Source organism: Olleya sp. YS, from assembly GCF_029760915.1.
Lineage (GTDB): Bacteria > Bacteroidota > Bacteroidia > Flavobacteriales > Flavobacteriaceae > Olleya.
Window position 1 is genome coordinate 1,796,261 of sequence record NZ_CP121685.1, and the last position, 18,556, is coordinate 1,814,816.

General features: G+C 31.9%; 17 protein-coding genes. 7 read left to right on the forward strand and 10 right to left on the reverse strand.

Translation table 11 applies throughout. The annotated features are described in order from the left end of the window. Window positions 1–55 precede the first annotated feature (55 nt). Window positions 56–1,411: a Mur ligase family protein gene (locus Ollyesu_RS08155; RefSeq protein WP_279300744.1), complete on the forward strand. Its 1,356-nt coding sequence runs from the start codon at window positions 56–58 to the stop codon at window positions 1,409–1,411. A gap of 131 nt (window positions 1,412–1,542) precedes the next feature. Continuing rightward, window positions 1,543–2,955 (forward strand): hypothetical protein, encoded by a 1,413-nt coding sequence (locus Ollyesu_RS08160; protein ID WP_279300745.1) that lies wholly within the window; start codon window positions 1,543–1,545, stop codon window positions 2,953–2,955. A 135-nt stretch (window positions 2,956–3,090) separates the two neighbouring features. On the opposite strand, the gene Ollyesu_RS08165 is transcribed toward Ollyesu_RS08160, so the two are convergent. From Ollyesu_RS08165 to Ollyesu_RS08180, 4 genes are read right to left on the reverse strand one after another with little or no spacing between them, the layout of a single operon-like run. Then, window positions 3,091–3,723 (reverse strand): porin family protein, encoded by a 633-nt coding sequence (locus tag Ollyesu_RS08165; RefSeq protein ID WP_279300746.1) that lies wholly within the window; start codon window positions 3,721–3,723, stop codon window positions 3,091–3,093. A gap of 36 nt (window positions 3,724–3,759) precedes the next feature. After that, window positions 3,760–4,122: a DUF1304 domain-containing protein gene (locus Ollyesu_RS08170; protein WP_279300747.1), complete on the reverse strand. Its 363-nt coding sequence runs from the start codon at window positions 4,120–4,122 to the stop codon at window positions 3,760–3,762. Between the two features lie 10 nt (window positions 4,123–4,132). Beyond that, complete coding sequence (locus Ollyesu_RS08175; RefSeq protein ID WP_279300748.1) at window positions 4,133–4,729, reverse strand: FMN-binding negative transcriptional regulator; 597 nt, start codon at window positions 4,727–4,729, stop codon at window positions 4,133–4,135. Between the two features lie 6 nt (window positions 4,730–4,735). After that, window positions 4,736–5,179 (reverse strand): DUF1569 domain-containing protein, encoded by a 444-nt coding sequence (locus Ollyesu_RS08180; protein WP_279300749.1) that lies wholly within the window; start codon window positions 5,177–5,179, stop codon window positions 4,736–4,738. 37 nt (window positions 5,180–5,216) lie between these two features. On the opposite strand from Ollyesu_RS08180, the gene radC reads away from it, so the two are divergent. The 4 genes from radC to Ollyesu_RS08200 all read left to right on the forward strand — a co-directional run bounded on the left by radC (window position 5,217) and on the right by Ollyesu_RS08200 (window position 8,705). Continuing rightward, entirely contained in the window at window positions 5,217–5,915 is a 699-nt protein-coding gene (gene radC / locus Ollyesu_RS08185; RefSeq protein ID WP_279300750.1) for a DNA repair protein RadC, read from the forward strand. 72 nt (window positions 5,916–5,987) lie between these two features. Beyond that, a complete protein-coding gene (locus tag Ollyesu_RS08190) occupies window positions 5,988–7,214 on the forward strand; it encodes a polysaccharide deacetylase family protein (protein WP_347567246.1) in 1,227 nt (408 codons plus the stop codon). Beyond that, complete coding sequence (locus Ollyesu_RS08195; RefSeq protein ID WP_279300752.1) at window positions 7,198–7,890, forward strand: YjjG family noncanonical pyrimidine nucleotidase; 693 nt, start codon at window positions 7,198–7,200, stop codon at window positions 7,888–7,890. Before Ollyesu_RS08190 ends, Ollyesu_RS08195 begins: the two co-directional genes overlap by 17 nt. Before the next feature lie 2 nt (window positions 7,891–7,892). Then, complete coding sequence (locus tag Ollyesu_RS08200) at window positions 7,893–8,705, forward strand: hypothetical protein (RefSeq protein ID WP_279300753.1); 813 nt, start codon at window positions 7,893–7,895, stop codon at window positions 8,703–8,705. Here Ollyesu_RS08200 and Ollyesu_RS08205 read toward each other — a convergent pair. Further along, window positions 8,702–9,979, reverse strand: coding sequence for a replication-associated recombination protein A (locus tag Ollyesu_RS08205; RefSeq protein ID WP_279300754.1), 1,278 nt, complete (start codon window positions 9,977–9,979; stop codon window positions 8,702–8,704). The two genes, Ollyesu_RS08200 and Ollyesu_RS08205, sit on opposite strands and share 4 nt — an antisense overlap. Before the next feature lie 124 nt (window positions 9,980–10,103). On the opposite strand from Ollyesu_RS08205, the gene Ollyesu_RS08210 reads away from it, so the two are divergent. Next, on the forward strand, window positions 10,104–10,853 hold the full coding sequence (locus Ollyesu_RS08210) for a rhomboid family intramembrane serine protease (protein ID WP_279300755.1): 750 nt from the start codon (window positions 10,104–10,106) through the stop codon (window positions 10,851–10,853). Here Ollyesu_RS08210 and rlmB read toward each other — a convergent pair. The 5 genes from rlmB to Ollyesu_RS08235 all read right to left on the reverse strand — a co-directional run bounded on the left by rlmB (window position 10,848) and on the right by Ollyesu_RS08235 (window position 18,545). Continuing rightward, entirely contained in the window at window positions 10,848–11,582 is a 735-nt protein-coding gene (gene rlmB / locus Ollyesu_RS08215; RefSeq protein WP_279300756.1) for a 23S rRNA (guanosine(2251)-2'-O)-methyltransferase RlmB, read from the reverse strand. The two genes, Ollyesu_RS08210 and rlmB, sit on opposite strands and share 6 nt — an antisense overlap. Before the next feature lie 63 nt (window positions 11,583–11,645). Then, window positions 11,646–12,380: a hypothetical protein gene (locus Ollyesu_RS08220; protein ID WP_279300757.1), complete on the reverse strand. Its 735-nt coding sequence runs from the start codon at window positions 12,378–12,380 to the stop codon at window positions 11,646–11,648. A 60-nt stretch (window positions 12,381–12,440) separates the two neighbouring features. Then, window positions 12,441–13,949, reverse strand: coding sequence for a RagB/SusD family nutrient uptake outer membrane protein (locus Ollyesu_RS08225; protein WP_279300758.1), 1,509 nt, complete (start codon window positions 13,947–13,949; stop codon window positions 12,441–12,443). An 18-nt stretch (window positions 13,950–13,967) separates the two neighbouring features. Beyond that, window positions 13,968–17,267 carry a SusC/RagA family TonB-linked outer membrane protein gene (locus Ollyesu_RS08230; RefSeq protein ID WP_279300759.1) on the reverse strand — a complete coding sequence of 1,100 codons (3,300 nt, stop codon included), beginning with the start codon at window positions 17,265–17,267 and terminating at the stop codon, window positions 13,968–13,970. A 246-nt stretch (window positions 17,268–17,513) separates the two neighbouring features. Next, window positions 17,514–18,545: a hypothetical protein gene (locus Ollyesu_RS08235; protein ID WP_279300760.1), complete on the reverse strand. Its 1,032-nt coding sequence runs from the start codon at window positions 18,543–18,545 to the stop codon at window positions 17,514–17,516. Window positions 18,546–18,556: the final 11 nt, after the last annotated feature.

Genomic DNA, 18,556 nt, shown 5'->3' on the forward strand with positions numbered 1-18,556 from the left:
GTGCTTTACTTATACTAGCAATTATTATCTTTGAAGACTCTACAAATTACGGATAATGAATGTACATTTTATAGCTATTGGTGGAAGTGCCATGCACAACTTAGCATTAGCATTACACAATAAAGGATATCAAGTTACAGGAAGCGACGATACCATTTTTGAACCCTCAAAATCGCGTTTACAAGCCAAGGGATTATTACCAGAAACATTTGGTTGGTTTCCAGAAAAAATAACCAATACTTTAGATGCAATTGTACTTGGTATGCATGCTAAAGCAGATAACCCTGAGTTGTTAAAAGCGCAAGAATTAGGCTTAAAAATATATAGCTATCCGGAGTTTTTATACGAGCAATCCAAACACAAAACTAGAGTAGTTATTGGTGGAAGTCATGGTAAAACAACTATTACCTCTATGATATTACACGTGATGCATTATCATGATAAGGATGTGGATTATATGGTTGGTGCACAATTAGAAGGCTTTGATGTTATGGTCAAACTTACTGAAGACAACGATTTTATTGTTTTAGAAGGTGATGAGTATCTAAGTAGTCCGATTGATAGACGACCAAAATTTCATTTATACAAACCTAACATAGCGTTGTTAAGTGGAATTGCTTGGGACCACATTAACGTCTTCCCAACCTATGAAAATTATGTGGAGCAGTTTAGCATTTTTGTAGATAGCATCGTAAAAGGTGGAAGTATAAATTATAACGAAGAAGATCCAGAAGTAAAACGCGTAGTGGAAGCATCTGAAAATCCAATACGTAAAATAGCCTACCACACACCAGACTATACTGTAGAAGATGGCGAAACGCTTTTAGAAACACCAGAAGGACCAATGCCAATAGAGGTTTTTGGAAAACATAATCTAAACAATTTAGCAGGAGCAAAATGGATTTGTCAACATATGGGAATTGATGAAGACGATTTTTATGAAGCAATTGCAACCTTTAAAGGAGCCAGCAAACGTCTTGAGAAAATTGCCGAAAGCAAAACCAGTGTCGCCTATAAAGATTTTGCGCATTCGCCAAGTAAAGTAGAAGCCACTACAAAAGCAGTTAAAGAGCAATACGAAAACCGTACGTTAGTTGCTTGCTTAGAGTTACACACATACAGTAGCTTAAATGCAGAGTTTTTAAAAGAATATAAAGGCGCTTTAGATGCAGCAGATGTTGCAGTGGTATTTTATAGTCCACATGCAGTAGAAATTAAAAAATTGGAAGAAGTCACACACGAGCAAATTGCGACTGCGTTTGAACGCGACGACTTAATTATTTATACCAATCCAGACGATTTTAAAAATTATTTATTCTCTCAAAATTTTGATAACAAAGCGTTATTGTTAATGAGTAGTGGCAATTATGGAGGATTGGATTTTGATGAGGTAAAGGGGTTGATTGGGTAACACATTCCTTTGAAAAAAGGAATCTTATTAAAAATAGTTCTTATTTTTTGGTTTCTGCTTTCACAGGAATGACAGTGCGGTTTTTGTAACGTTTTATTGAAAAAGGTTACCAATATATACAACTAACCTTTATGAAATTTAAAAGACTGTTTTTTGATTCTTCAATAAATTATAAAGCTATAACCAAGGGACGTTTTGTTTTAGCTTTAATAATTGGTCTTGCTAGCGCTAATGTTTTATATTCTTTTTTTTATGTTTTAGATGATGTCTATAAAGTTTTAGAAATAGGTTTTACAGATTTTCCAACCTCAGTTAGTGAAAACGAAAAATATAAATCAAACATACTTTATGCTGGAATATCTGTGATAATTGGTAATTCTGTTTTTATTAGTTTTTTGTTTTCAAGACCTTCAAATGCTTTTGATACAAGAAACCCAAAAAGAAGTAGATTACTAAATGACCAAGTTTTTTTAGGTGCGAATTTCACACATTGGTTTTTGAGGATTGGTGTCACATTTGGAGTGTTTTCATCTTTTGGTTTTAATTTTAAAGGTGCAGTGTTCTATTATCCATTGATACTTTTAATACTCGTTGTTTTGTATTTAGACATATGGAAAACCTTATTGTTACTCATAAAAAAGAATAAATACAAGATTTTAATATTTCATTTTTTAGGTACAGTTTTATTAGTATTGACTTTGGCCAAGTTTGATGTTACTGATTATAAGAAAGTAGAAGAAGTCGCGCTAAGAAATAATCCTGTAATTGATTTGCCACACTCTTTATATGATAGTAATTACAACATATATAATGGAATTACGATAAAATTAAAGTTGAACAGTTTTAACAAATTAGAACTATTTAGTGATGAGCATCAGAGATTAGACATAAATAAAATCCATGAATTTCTAAAACAAAGAAAGAGTTGGATTAGAGAAGAAATGCTGCCAAGAATTCCTGTTAATATTATTGCAGATTCAAAATTAAAACTTCATTTTATTAAAGAGTTAGAAGCCAAACTATTGATTAATAATTTATATAAAGTTAATTATATTACAACAGATATCAATAGAGTATTTAACAATTTGGAAATTAACAAAATTAGTTGTAAAATTTCTCCAGATGTATTAAAAATAGAAGAAGAAAAAACTGGAGTTAAATTTCCATTTCCTTCTTATTTACCACCATTACCAAAAGAAACTAGATTTAGTGATTCGTTACTAATTAAAGTAAATAAAAATGTAGAATTAAATGGATTAAGTGTTTCTAAAGAAGACTTAAAACAATCTTTTAAAAATAGAATAAATGCTAAAACATACTTTAGATATATTTATGATGAAAACACTACATATCAAGATTATATAGATGTGTTGTCAGCACATTTTATAGCTGCTGAAGAACTAAGAAAAGAGGAGCAAATAGGTTTTAAAATTTATCCTTATTCATACAATGCTAAAGGTTTTGGAAGTAAAGCTTTTAATAAAGAGCGCTTGAGGTTATTAAATCTTTATCCAATAATAATTAGAGAAAATTATAAACGTTAAAAATTATTTATTCTCTCAAAACTTTGATAATAAAGCGTTATTGTTAATGAGTAGTGGCAATTATGGAGGATTGGATTTTGATGAGGTGAAGGAGGTGATTGGGTAGTTTTTATTATTTAGAAAGTAAGAATACTATCAAATTTTAAAGACAGCTCCTAAATTAAAACTCATGTAAAAGTTTTTGGCATTTCTTTGATCTGTAGTGTCTGTCAATCCAATCATATTATAATTATCAATAACAATAGTTAGGTTAGGGGAGATTTCAAACTTGTAGCCTATTCCAGAATTTAGACCAAATTGAATAGGGTTACCTATATCTATTATATCTACATATCCATTACCATCATCATAATTACCTTCTATTTTGGTTAAAAACCCTAGACTTACACCATAATTAAAATACCAATTTCTATTGGCTCCAAAATGGTAATTTACAATTAAAGGGATTGTTAAGTAATTTGATTTTTCTTTATAATCATCACTAAAAATAAAAAATTTGACCTTTTCAGTTCCCATGTTTTGATATAGTAGACCAGATTGTAAACTCCATCTATTATTTAAATAATAATTTCCGTAAACTCCTATATGAATTCCAGAGGATGGTGAAGAACCGAAAATAAAAGACCCAATGTTATAAGAGGCACTATAACCAATTATCGGAGTTAACTCAATGTTTCCTTTATCTCTTGTTTGTCCTATGCATAAAAAACTGCTTAGTAGTAGTGTAAGACATAATAGTTTTTTTATATTATTTTTTCTTCTTAACATATATGAAATTTTTATAGAGCCAAATGTGTAATACAATTATTTAAGTAAGATTAACCCAATCCCAATCAAAGCAGGAACCGCTTGCACAAAAAATATCTTTTTTGATACGCTTAATGCACCATATATACCAGCAACAGCAACACAACCTAAAAAGAATAACGCAATGTTGTTGTACCATTCAGGATTGCTTATAAAGTAAGTCCAAATCAATCCAGCAGCTAAAAATCCATTGTATAATCCTTGGTTGGCTGCCATACCTTTGGTTGGTTTAAATAGGTCTTTAGGTAAACTTTTAAAGGTTTTGCGTCCTATGGTTTCCCAAGCAAACATTTCGAAATATAGAAAATAGAGGTGAAGTGCTGCTACAATACCAATGATAATTTTTAATAGTATGTTCATGGTTTTCGTTTTAAAAGATGTTATCTAAAAATTGTTTAATACTTTCTTGATTGGCTCGTAACAATTCATTTCTAGCGTGTTCTGTATCTCTTGGATGTTTGTCTTGAGATAGTTTAAATTTGCCTTCCCAAGTGTTGATAGTAATTTCAAACATTTTGATATAGCTAAGGTTAGCAATTAATCTAGGGTTGTCAGGTTCTAAAATATACTTGTGGTCTGGTGCCTCTAAAAACTCGGTCATAGTAATAAGACTTTGTTTTAAAGCTTCATCGCTTTCAATTTTGGAAACTGTTCCTGTAAGGTGTACGCGAATATAATTCCATGTTGGTAATTGTGTTGTGGTATACACACTAGGCGAGATGTAACATTGTGGACCATAAAAGATAATGGTAATATCGTTATTGTCTTGTAACAACTTGGTTTGCGGATTGTATATGTCTATGTGTCCTATTAATTTACCGTCAGATTCGCGATAAATTAATGGTAAATGTGTTACTAATGGTGCATTATCCTTTACAGAAATGATTGTGGCTAATGGATACGTTTTTATGACTTCAATAAGGTGAAGTTTATCATTGTCTTGATGATGTTTAGGAGGATATTTCATAATAAATTAAACACCAAATTGTCTAAAATGATGATCTAAATGTTTGTATTGCATTTGTCCCCATTGCTCTTTTGTTAGTTTACCAAAAGACGGATGATTGTGCCAGTATTTTTTGTCTTTTTGTTGATGAAAATCATCTATCAAATTAACTAACACTTCTTTTTCTGAGTTGAAATCTTTGTCTTCGGTAACTCTAAACGCTTTAGCTGTAGGCATATTAGGCTTCCAAAGTTTGTCATTATACATAGATTTTTTAAATAGTAAATTAATTAACCAATTAGGTTTTAAACCATAATCCTCTTTTTGTAAAGCAACGTTAAGTGCCACTTGACAGTGGTGTGCCATTTGTCCAACTGTCATCTTTCCCCAAGTTGGTGAAGCATTTTCAGAAAGGTTTTCTATTCTGTTTTTAATTTCGTTATAAGCTTCGGTTTCTAATAAAGATTTCATTTTAAAAAGTATTAAAAAAAATATGTAGATTTATAAAATGTCTGATAAAAATACTTCATTTTCAATTAAAAATTGGTCACAAGACGATCAACCTCGTGAAAAGCTGTTATATAAAGGAAAAGCAGCCCTTAGTGATGCAGAATTAGTTGCTATTTTGATAGGTTCTGGTAACAGAGAAGAAAGTGCAGTGGCTTTATGCAAACGCATTTTAGCAACAACAGATAATAATTTAACCGAATTAGGCAAACTCACCATCAAGCAATTAATGCAATTCAAAGGAATTGGTGAAGCCAAAGCCATAACTATAATTGCTGCTTTAGAATTAGGACGACGACGTAGAGGAGAAGAGGCACTACAAAAAAAGAAAATCACATCCAGTAAATCTGTTTTCGAGCTAATGCAACCTATTATTGGTGAGTTACCACATGAAGAATTTTGGATAATTTATTTAAATAATTCTAATAAAGTGATTCATAAAAGTCAATTAAGTAAAGGTGGTATAACAGGTACTTTAGTAGATACTCGATTAGTACTAAAAACCGCTTTAGAAGTTGGAGCAGTAGGGCTAATTTTAGCACACAACCATCCGTCAGGAACTTTAAAACCTAGTCAATCCGACAAGGAAGTGACTACTAAATTAAAAGTTGCAGCACAAAGCTTAGACCTAAAAGTTTTAGACCATTTAATAGTTACAGAGCAAAGTTATTTTAGCTTTGCAGATGAAAATTTACTGTAAATGTTATTGGTTTATACACATAAAATCACACCCAGAGTCAAATATGTTTTTAAACAAATTTGCACCAGAATTTTGGGCATTCCAGTCCATTTTACAACGACTATTGAAGAATTTATAGCACACGACAGTTTAAAGATGTCTTACACTAGACAACCTTTAAGTAGTGAGATTTTTGTACGTAGTAACGAGCTACTTTTTGACCAAGGTCTGTCAGATTTAGATATTAATGTGTTACCTTGGGAAAACACCAAATGCTTTTTTACTACTGGTGAAAAAAGTGTAATACCGTTTGATATTTTTGCAGCAACGTTTTATTTAATTAGTCGTTATGAAGAATACTTACCTCACGTAAAAGATGAGTATGGGCGCTTTACAGCTCAAGAAAGCTTAGCGTTTAAAAATCAATTTTTAGATCAACCAGTAGTAGATATTTGGGCTTACAAGTTTAAAGCTATTTTAGAAAAGAATTATCCAAATTTTAAGTTTCCTAAACAAAAATATAATGTCAAACCTGTGATTGATGTACCAGTCGCTTACGAGTACAAATTAAAGGGAATTATGCGTACGTTTGGTGGGACTACTAAAGATATATTTACATTTAAATTTAGACGATTATACGAGAGATATTCTGTGTTATCTGGATTTAAACGCGACCCATATGACACGTATAAGTATATAATAAACAAACAAAAGTCCTCAAAATTTAAGTTTGTGTTTTTCTTTTCGGTTGGCGATTTTTCGACTTATGATAAAAATATCAACCCTCAAAAAGAAAAGTTTGTGTCGCTTATAAAACACATAGCAGACTATTGTCAAGTTGGTATCAAAACATCGTTTTTCGCCTTATCAAATTTAAGTCTATTAAAAGAGGAGAAGCGTAGGATGGAGGCTATAATTAACAATTCTATTATAGGTTCCAGACAATCGTTTTCTAAGGTCAATTTGCCAGAATCGTATCGTCATTTAGTCGAGTTAGAAATACCAGAAGATTATACTATGGGTTATGTTAATCATTTAGGTTTTAGGGCAGGTACATGTACACCTTTTTTGTTCTATGATTTAGATTTTGAAACACAAACACCTTTAAAAATTGTACCTTACCATGCTTTAGATTTTGCATTTTTAAAATACCAATCGCTACTAGATAAAGAGGAAGTTTTAAAAAAAATAATTAAAAACATCAAAAATGTAAACGGAACTTTTGTTCCAGTCTTTCATAATTATACTTTTAGCAAACAAGAGCGTTGGAAACATTTTAAAACCTTATTTAACATAATTTTAGATGCCAAAACTAAATAAAATAGAGCATGTTTTTTTCGACTTAGATCACACGCTATGGGATTTTGATAAAAACTCAGCCTTAACGTTTGAGTTTATTTTTGAAAAGCACAAAGTGAATACTAGTTTAAATGATTTTTTAAGTTATTATGAACCTATAAACTTAAAATATTGGAAGTTATATAGAGATGAGAAGGTCACTAAAGATAATTTAAGATATAATAGACTTAAGGAAACCTTTGATGCTTTACAATTTCAGGTAGATGACGAATTAATTTATCAACTTTCTGAAGATTATATAAGTTATTTAACTAGCTTTAATCATGTGTATGATGGCACCTTTGAAATATTGGAGTATTTAAAAACCAAATATACATTGCACATAATTACCAATGGGTTTAGAGAGGCACAAAGTAATAAATTAAAAGTTTCAAAATTAGATCATTATTTTGAAACAGTAACCAGTGCAGAATCTGCTGGTGTTAAAAAACCTAATCCTAAAATATTTAATTTTGCATTAGATATTGCCAAAGCTAAAACACAGAATAGTGTTATGATAGGTGATAATTACGAAGCAGATATTTTAGGCGCTTTAAACATAGGTTTGGATGCAATTTGTTTTAATTATCATAATGCAGAATTACAACCAGAAATTAAAGTCATTAATCACTTATTAGACATTAAAAAATATTTATAATTATGAATTTTCAATATAAAATAATTTTATTTTTAGCAGTAATATTTACTTTTTCTAATAGCTTAATTGCCCAAAAAGACTTAAATGACTATAAGTACATCATTGTACCAGAACAGTTTTCTTGTCAAAAAAACCCAAACGACTATAGGTTAAACGAGTTGACACAGTTTTTATTAGAAAAACAAGATTTTAAAGCCTATTTAGCATCTGAAAACTTACCAGAAGAAGCAAACGGTAACAATTGTCTGTCTTTATATGTTGATGTGACTGAAAATAACAACATGTTTAAAACCAAATTGACGGTAAACTTTAAAAATTGTAAAAATGAAGTGGTCTTTAGTTCTGGTGAAGGTGAATCCAGAGAAAAACAATTTAAAACTGCTTATAATATAGCATTAAGAAATGCTTTTAAAACTTTTGATAGTTTTAAGCATAATTATAACAAAGCTACAGAAGTTAAACCTGAAATGGAAGCTCAACACAGTGAGGATAAAGCTGAAGTAATTGTACAAGCAGGTCCTATAGAATTAGAAAAAGAAGTAAACATAGAAGAAGTTAAAAAAGATGTTAATGTACCAGCTAAAACCCAAAATGAAGCAACAGTAAATATTTTATACGCCCAGAAAATACCTTACGGATTTCAGTTAGTAGATAGTCAACCCAAGGTTGTTTATAAAATTAAAAACACAAATCTTAATAATGTATTTTTGGTAGACGGTCAAGAAGCTATCATTTATAAATTAGATGCTAATTGGGTTTTAGAGTATTATCAAGGAGATACCTTAAAAAAACGGCTTTTGAATATTAAATTTTAATAGCCATATTTTTCTTTCCATCGTAATCTCAAAAACTCACGTTGTGCTTGTTCTCTAGCATTGTCACCTGGATCGTATAACTTGGTGTTACAAATCTCTTTAGGTAAAAATTCTTGTTCAGTAAAATTGTTTTTATAATTATGGCTGTACTTATAGTCTTCGCCATAACCTATCTCTTTCATTAATTTAGTTGGTGCATTTCTAATATTTAGAGGCACACTTAAATCACCAGTTTGTTTTACCAATTGTTGTGCATGGTTAATAGCCATATATGCAGCATTACTTTTTGCCGAGCATGCCAAATATGTAGCACATTGACTTAAAATAATTCTTGATTCTGGGTATCCAATAGTAGTCACTGCTTGAAAAGTGGTATTAGCCATAACTAATGCAGTAGGATTAGCATTACCAATATCTTCACTTGCTAAAATTAACATGCGACGTGCAATAAACTTAACATCTTCTCCACCTTCAACCATTCTAGCTAAATAATACACTGCAGCATTAGGATCGCTGCCTCTTATAGATTTGATAAAAGCCGACACTATATCGTAATGATGTTCTCCAGTTTTATCGTAACGTACAGTATTATTTTGCACCCTATCTAAAACCAATTGATTTGTAATGGTAATTGTGTCTTTGTCTTCACTATTGACAATCAATTCAAAGATATTTAATAGTTTTCTAGCGTCACCTCCAGACAAACGCAATAAAGCAGTAGTTTCCTTTAGTTTTATAGTCTTTTTTGATAAATACTCGTCTTTTTCAATTGCACGCTTTAGAAGTGCTTCTAAATCTGTTTTTTCAAAAGCATTTAAAATGTACACCTGACAACGTGACAATAAAGCTGAGATGACCTCAAAACTTGGGTTTTCGGTTGTAGCGCCAATCAATGTTACCCAACCTTTTTCTACAGCTTGCAACAAACTATCTTGTTGTGATTTGCTAAATCTATGAATTTCATCTATAAATAAAATCGGATTTTTAGTCGTAAACAATCCGCCACTATTTTTAGCTTTTTCAATCACGTCGCGTACATCTTTAACACCAGAACTAATAGCACTTAAGGTGTAAAATGGACGTTTTGAAGTTGTCGCGATTATATTAGCCAGTGTTGTTTTACCAATTCCTGGAGGTCCCCAAAGTATCATACTTGGTATTAAACCCTGTTGGATATGTTTTGTTAGCGTTCCATGTCTACCTACTAAATGCGACTGACTAATGTAGTCGTCTAGGGTCTGTGGACGTAATCTTTCGGCTAAAGGCGTATTCATATTGTAAAATTAAATTAATTCTTGTGAAAACAGGAATCTTATCAAACCTAGTTATTAACTATCCTAATGATGACAATATTTCACCTATATAATTTTGGTTAACTATTTGCTATATTTAGATTTTATGAAACAACAAGAACCTTTTAAATTTACTATTGATGTTATTGCTTACCCAATAGCATTTGTAATGCTGATATGGCTAATTTTTGCTTTAGAAATTAGGTTTGGTTTTAATTTGAATAGTCTAGGTATCTATCCACAAAAAGTAACTGGATTAATAGGTGTTTTTTGTAGCCCATTTATACATTCTGGAATTTCACATTTATGGCATAATACTATTCCGTTATTTGTTTTAAGCACTGCTCTATTTTATTTTTATAGACCAATAGCTTTTAAAGTTTTGGTTTTTGGAATCTTGCTTTCTGGATTTTTAACTTGGTGTTTTGGACGACCATCATACCATATTGGTGCAAGTGGATTAATTTACGTATTAGCTAGCTTTATTTTTTTTAAAGGTGTAATTGCTAAACATTATAGATTAATTGCCTTGTCCTTATTGGTTGCTTTTTTATACGGAAGTTTGATTTGGAATACGCTACCGTTAGAAGAAGGCGTTTCATGGGAAGGTCACTTAAGTGGATTAATAGTTGGATTATTTTTTGCATTTATATTTAGAAAACAAATTGCTAAGCCAAAACGATACGTTTGGGAAGATCCAAACTATAATGAAGACGATGATGAGTTTTTACAACATTTTGATGAAAACGGAAACTTTATTGAACGTGTAATAGAGGAGGAGTCTGAAGAAGCATTTCCAAAAGAAAAGAATTCTCTAAACATTAACTACACCTTCAGAGAAAACAAAGACTTATAGACGCTGTCTTACCGCTTCGTACAAAAAAGCACCACAAGCTACACTAACATTTAGTGATTCTATTTGACCTAATAAAGGTAATTTAGCTTTTTCGTTAGCTAGTTTTAAAACGGAGGGATTTATACCTCTTCCTTCAGATCCCATAATAATTGCGCATGGTTCTTTAAACGAGACATCAAAAATGGTATTATCTGTTTTCTCAGTTGCAGCAATTACTTTAATATCTGATGCTTGTAGAAAAAATACAGCATCTTTTATATGATCCACTCTACAAATAGGGACTTTAAAAACTGCACCAGCACTGGTTTTAATTGTGTCACCATTGACAGGAGCTGCACCTTTACTTTGTATAATGATGCCATTAACACCTGTGCACTCTGCAGTTCGTATTATTGCTCCAAAATTTCTAACATCGCTCAATTGATCTAATAATAAAAACAACGGAGTTTCGGTTTCTGTAGAAACCTTTTCATATAATTCCTCAATGTTATAAAACTTCACAGGGGAAATTTGGGCTACTGCACCTTGATGATTGTTTCTGGTTAATCTATTTAACTTCTCAACTGGTACATAAGATGAGTTAATTCTTTTGTTTTTTAAAATAAGCTCTAACTCTTGGAATAATTCGCCTTTTAATCCCTTTTGTAAAAAGACTTTGTCAATGTGTTCTCCAGCGTTAACTGCTTCTATTATTGCTCTAAGACCAAATATTTGTGTAGTTTTTTCCATAAAGTAAAGGTATAAAAAAACCGTTCAAAGAACGGTTTTTTTATATTGATATGTGGTAAGCTATTACGGTAATGTAAATGTACCAGATGTACCAGCACCATAAGCACCTGAAGAACTAAATAAAGTTGTTCCATCTAAAGTACTTAAAGAGATAGGACCAGCTCCGTCAGCATAATCATCAGTTACAGTAAAAGTATAAGTTCCACTTTCTAAACAAAGTGTAGACGCTAAAGTTCCTGATAAACCAGCATATGCATTTGCGTATGGAGAATATGGTCCATTTTCAGTAACTACGTTTCCATTAGAGTCAGTAATCGACCAATATACCTCTTCAGGCCAAGAATCAAAAGCAATATTTAAGACTACTTTGTTGAATAAACATTGCTCTAATAAAGATAAAGTAATTCCATCATCAACAGATAAGCCATCACCACCAACTAAATTTAACACTATAGTTTTAGCAGTAGCTAAATCTAAATCAACATCTGTAGCAGTTACTTGTAATTTTCCCGAATTAGTATTGGCAGGAATAGTAACAGTAGATGGTAAGTTGTAAGTTGAAGGATCTGCTGTAGATGCGTCAGATACCTGTACACTAAATGTTCTATCTGAACCTTCAAAGTTAGCTGAATATACCATTACATCAAATGTAGAGGTACCATCAGGTACTACTTCTAAAGTTCTATCTTGTTCAAAAGTTACATAATTTGTTCCAGGTGCTTCAAGTTCATCTTCACAACTTGTGAAAAATAAAGCAGTTGTAGCAAAAGTTAATAAAATTAGTTTAAAGTTTTTCATGATTTAGTTATTATAATAATTAAGATACTACCCTTAATCAGGGTAGTATCTTAAATTAGATTATTGGTTTTGACTTCCTATAAAAGGATTGTTTTGAATTTCGTCTTGTGGAATTTCAAATTGCATTCTTTCATCATTATAAGGTATTGGATCACCTACAAATGATAAGTGGTTAGATCCTCTAACAGTTGTAGCCTCATTACGCTTCATAGCTAAGAAACTTTTCCCTTCTCCCCATAATTCTATACGAGTTTGTAGGTAAATCTCATCTTCTAAAGCTTGACCAGATAAACCATCTACGTATGCAGAACTAGGAACTCTTTGGTCTAATAAAGCTTTTAAGCTTGTTCTAGCAGGACCTTCAAATCCAGCTCTAGCATTTGCTTCAGCATTTAATAAGTACATTTCTTCTATACGCATGTATACGTAATCTGCTGTAACAATTTGCGAAGCACCACCAATTTGGCTAGATGCGTAGAACTTAAATAATGGTTGTAAGTGTCTTCCATTTGATGGATTGTTAAAGAATTGAGCTTTTCTAGCGTCATTACTTGGAATAGCAGCAAATAAATCTGCATCTATTACTTTGTAATCACCAGCCCAAGCATAACTGTAAGACCAAGCGTCAACTTGTCCCCACCATGATACTAAACCTAAACTATTATTTTCAGTAATATCAATTCCCCACATCCAACTTGGTGAGTTTACGTCACAAAAACAGTTTGTAACATCTCCAGAACCAAGCATTGTGTAGTTACCAGAATTAATAACTTCTTGTGTTAAGTTAGCAACATCAGTATCTCTACCACCTTTAGCGCCTAATGCATAAGCTAAAATTGCTTTAGCAACATCTTGATTAACTTGGTTTTTAGCAGATCTGTTAAATCCATCTAATAATGCAATAGCATCAGTCAAATCTTGTTCAATTAAATTATATACTTCTTCAGCACTAGACTTTGGCAAGTTTTGATTAATTGGTTCAGTATATAACGGTAAAATTGCTTCTGATGCATTGTATTCTTTTTGGAAATACTGTGCTAAGTAGAAATAAGAATGAGCACGCATAGCTTTAGCTTGACCCATTGCATATTTGTTTTCTTCTACTTCTGGAACTGCATTATTACCTCCTAAGTTTTCAATTACAGTGTTTGCAGATCTAACTATTCTGTAGTAGTATCTCCATACCATTCTGTTTCTACCTCTTGTAAAATCTAAAGGTGCTTGAAATTCTGTAATGTCTGCACGATACCAACCATATGTACTAACACTAAGAGCCATATCTCCAGATAACATATCTCCGTAGATATCATAAGCTTTGTGACCAAAATCATCATGATTTAAGTTAGTTCCACCTGATCCAGCTTGAATCATTTGTGCATACAATCCATTAATGAATGCAGCAGGAATGTTAGTGTTAGTTTCAGCAGCTTCACTTAATTGTGCTGAAGTTAATAATTGTGTAGGCTGGCTATTTCCTGATACTCCACTATTATCTAGTAGATCTTCAGAACAGCTTCCTAAGCTTAGCATCAAACCTGATACAAAAGCGATTTTTAATAAATTTTTCATAATTTTCTTTTTTTTTAATTAAAATTTCACTCTAGCTCCTAAAGTGATAGTTGTTGCAGGAGCATAAATTCTACGACCAGAATTTCCTGCTTCCCTTACTGAAGGATTAAATCCTTCTCTTGCAGTTTTGATAAGTAAGTTATCACCTGAAACCCAAATGTTAACGTCATCTAAACCAATATTATCTGTAAATCTGTTTGGTAATGTATAACCAATTCTTGCATTGTTTAATGCTATAAAATCTGTACTTGTAATGAATCTAGAAGATTGAGAAGTACCATTTACAATTGCATTATCTGCTAAGATTGGCACATCAGTAACATCACCAGGATTTTGCCATCTATTAGCAATATCTCTGTGGAAATTGTTTCCAGCAGCTCCAAAACGATCACTCATTAATTCTGCATACTGTCCATCATAAGCGTAACCACCTATGCTGTAAGTAAATTGAGTAGAGAAATCAAAGTTCTTATATCTTGCAGATACTCTAAATGCTCCTCTTAAATCAGGAATAAATGATTTGTCAAGATATACTTGTGTTGCATCAGCATACGTTTTAGTTACAGTCTTTTTGATGTTTCCACCAACTTTTTGTCTGTACTCAAATAACGAACCTGAAGTGTTTAAATCTCCACCGCTACCATCATCAATCGAAAATGACTCTTCACCAGCATCAAGGATACCATTATTGTTAGCATCATCGTAGTACTGATACCACATTGGAGAACCGTCAGCAGGATCAACTCCAGCCCATTCTCTCATCCAGAAATCAAAGATAGAACGTCCTTCTGCGTATGCATAAGCACCATCTGGACTTGTTCCAGAGTCAATAACTCTTGGTAATCCTGTACTAGGATCTAATGGCATAGCAGTCATTTCATTACTTAATATTTCACCATTAACAGAAACATCTAATTTGAAGTCTTCCGTGTTGAAAATATGACCAGTAATATCGAATTCTATACCTGAGTTTAAGATTTCACCGTCATTTACTCTAATAGCAGCGATACCAGCAGAAGGTCCTCTACGTTGATTAAAGAAAAGATTGTCAGTGTTTTTTCTATAGTAATCAACATTAACATCTAAATAATTACCAAAACTCATTTCAAGTCCTCCTTGTAACATTCTAGAAGTTTCCCATGTTAAATCTGGATCACCTACAGTATTTAAATCTAATGCTAATTCTCCACCTACTAAACTAGAGTTGAAAGTATCAAATCCTAAAGCTGTACTTACACCTTGCTGGTCTCCAGTAATACCGTAAGAACCTTTAACTTTTAAGTAAGACATAAAGCTATCACTCATAAAATCTTCGTTAGAAACTATCCAAGCAGCTCCTAATGATCCAAATACACCCCATTTGTCATTTACGAATCTAGAAGAACCATCAGTTCTAACAGAAGCTGTCAAATAATAAGTGTCATCTAAACTATAGTTTGCTTGACTAAAGTATGATTCTAAACCAGACGCATTTTCATATCCATCAGGTAAACCTTGCGTTTCTAAATAGTTTTGTAAGTTATAAACTCCTGGTAAAATAACATTCTGCATGAATTGTCTTGACTGTGTAAAGCTTTGTTCAAAAGATTCGTGTGCAGCTAATACTTCAAGAGAGTGTCTACTATCACCAAATGTTGTGTTATATCTTAATAATTGTAAGAAAGATTTTGTCCATCTTACTTGATCAGTAACACCTAAAGAACCATTAGTGTTTGCTCCTGTACCATAAACGTGGTTAGAAGCATTATTTCTTCTAAAGAAAGAATATTGACCACCAAAAGTATTTTCAAAAGTTAAATTATCAGTTATCTTAAATTTCATACTGATGTTACCATTTACGGCTTGAGTATTTCTACCATCAAAATCTAAAACAGCTGAACCAATTGGATTCAATAAGTTTGCATTAGGTCTGTTTCTAGTGAAACCATTAAGTGCACCAGTTGGAGAACCATAATCATATTGAGCACCTCCATAAATTGGATCTGGTATTAATGTTCCAGTGTTTGGGAATCTAGCAAAAACAGGATAGATTGGTGCCATTTTATCAGCAAATTCAAAAACGTTTTCTGAACCTACGATTTGACCATTATTAGTTGTTTTAGTATTAGAGTAACCAATATTAGTACTAACGTTTAACCAATCTTTTAAGTCAGAGTCTAAATTTAATCTTGCACTAAATCTATTAAAATCTGAATTAATTGAATATCCTTTATCATCTAAATAACCTACAGAAACAAAGTACTTTGATTTTTCAGAACCTCCACCCATACGTAAGTTAGATTCAGTTCTAAAACCAGTTCCGAATGCTTCATCAGCGTAACGTTCAGGTGTAAATAATCTATTAACACCTGCTCTTACTGTTCCAGTTGCTGGATCAATTAAATCAGCAGCTGTTGCAGCATCCCACATGTTGTAACCATCACCAATACCATTATCAGTTAATAATGTATTGTTTGCAAATCCTACTGGATCTGGGTTACCAGTTACTACACCTCTGTTTCTTAAACCTTCCCATACATATCCAATGTATTCTTCTGGAGAAGTAATTACATCATATCTTGGGATAATTTGAGTGTTGATACCAGTTTTAAGGTCAACTTCAATGTAACCTTGCTCTGATCTAGTACCAGATTTAGTTGTAATTAATACAACACCATTAGCACCTCTAGATCCGTAAATAGCAGTTGCAGTTGCATCTTTAAGTACTGTAGTACTTTTAATGTCTGCTGGGTTAATTGAGTTTATCTCAAAAGTTCCATTAAATGGAATACCATCTACAACGTATAAAGGAGAACGGTTACCTAATGGCGAACCATATCCTCTTACACGAACAGTAGCAATTGTTCCAGGTTGTCCAGAAGTATTAATTACTGATACACCTGCAACCTCACCAGCTAATGCTTGAGTTACATTTGTAAATGATTTTGCTTCAAGATTTTCTGCACTAACAGTAGATGCTGTACCTGTAAAGGCTTTAGTAGTTGTGGTACCATAACCTACAATTACAACCTCATCTAATGCATTATCAGGCTCTAAAGAAACATTAATTGTGTTGGATGCTCCAACAGCTACCTCTTTAGTACCATAACCAACATAACTAAATTGTAACATTTGACCAGCGCTTGCGCTAATTGAATAATTACCATCAAAATCTGTTGATGTTCCAGTAGAAGTTCCTTTTACAACTACATTGGCAGTTGGTAATGGTAATCCATTTTCGTCGGAAACGACTCCTGAAATTGTTTTTTCTTGAGCAAACGATATTTGCACAACAAACGCTAGAAATAGCGTTAAAATTCCACTAAACTTTGTTTTCATTTTTTATTTTATTTGAATTAGTCTCCGCCAAAAATCATAATAAAAACTTAATAAAACAACTTTTTTCTCATAAATATTTACATTTTGGATATAAATTTTGAAACTAAAAAGAATTGTTTTTGAGTGATTTCATAATTCTATAGTCGTATATTTTCTGTAATAATTACAGGATACACCTTTTTTTTACCCAAAAAAGCTATCAAAATAGTAATAATGATAGCTTTTTTATTTGGTTTTTGAAAAAAATTATTTTTTCAGTTTTTTCTTTTCTTCAATGGTTATCCTATTGTTTTTTGTTCTTCCTTGTACTATTTGACTGTTATTACTATCTGTAACTGTATAAATATTTCCAGTTTTATTTATAAAAAAAGTTGTGATAGCACTACCATTACCGTCTAATAGCCCTCCGTTTGCTAAAGGGAATAAAGATGATAAATCAACCTCTTGATAAAAGACTCCTGATTTTGCAAATATTATTTTTACTGGTACGTTTGTAACTGAAGATGATGTAAATCCATTATTTGTCCAAAAACTAGCGTCTATTTCATAACTTCCATCTGGATAAGTATTAAAAATTATTATTTCCTCTGGGCAGTCATTATAACTAAAATCGGCAAATCCACCATTAAAGTAAAGTTCTAAATCTAGATCTAATCCGTCAAAACCATCACATGCTACAACACCATTGTCTAAATAATCACCAGCCCAATCTAGTCTTGTTATTAAGTCTTCCCCTATTAGGTTTTCAATGTTTATAGTCACTACTTCATCTATTGTAGCTTCTAGTAAGTTAGTAGATGTAAGTCTTAATTGAACAGTTTTAGTATCGTTTGGTAATATATCTTCAATTGTTTCGATATTAATATCTAAATTAGTTTGACCAGAATCAAAGACTGCTATATAACCTGATCCTCCTTGATAGCCATAAGAGAAGTAGCCGGAATCAAACCAAGTATTATATGGTACAAATATATCTTCAATTTCAATTGGCGAGTAGCCATTTCCTGAGTTTGAATCTCCATCAGATGGCTCTACAACTACTATTGGGTTTCCACTTTCGTCCAATACATCTATTCTTATACTAATAGGATTAATTGTTGCATAATCTACGACTAAGTTAAATGTTGCTGTTTCACCTTCGGTGACAGTTACAGTTTTATTAGTTACAGTTATTGATGGTTTACCTTTTCTTGCGATGCTATCATCTTCTTCACAAGAGAATATCAATGTTCCTGCAAGGATTAAAAATGACAGTATTTTTATTTTATCTATGTTCATGATTTTAGTAA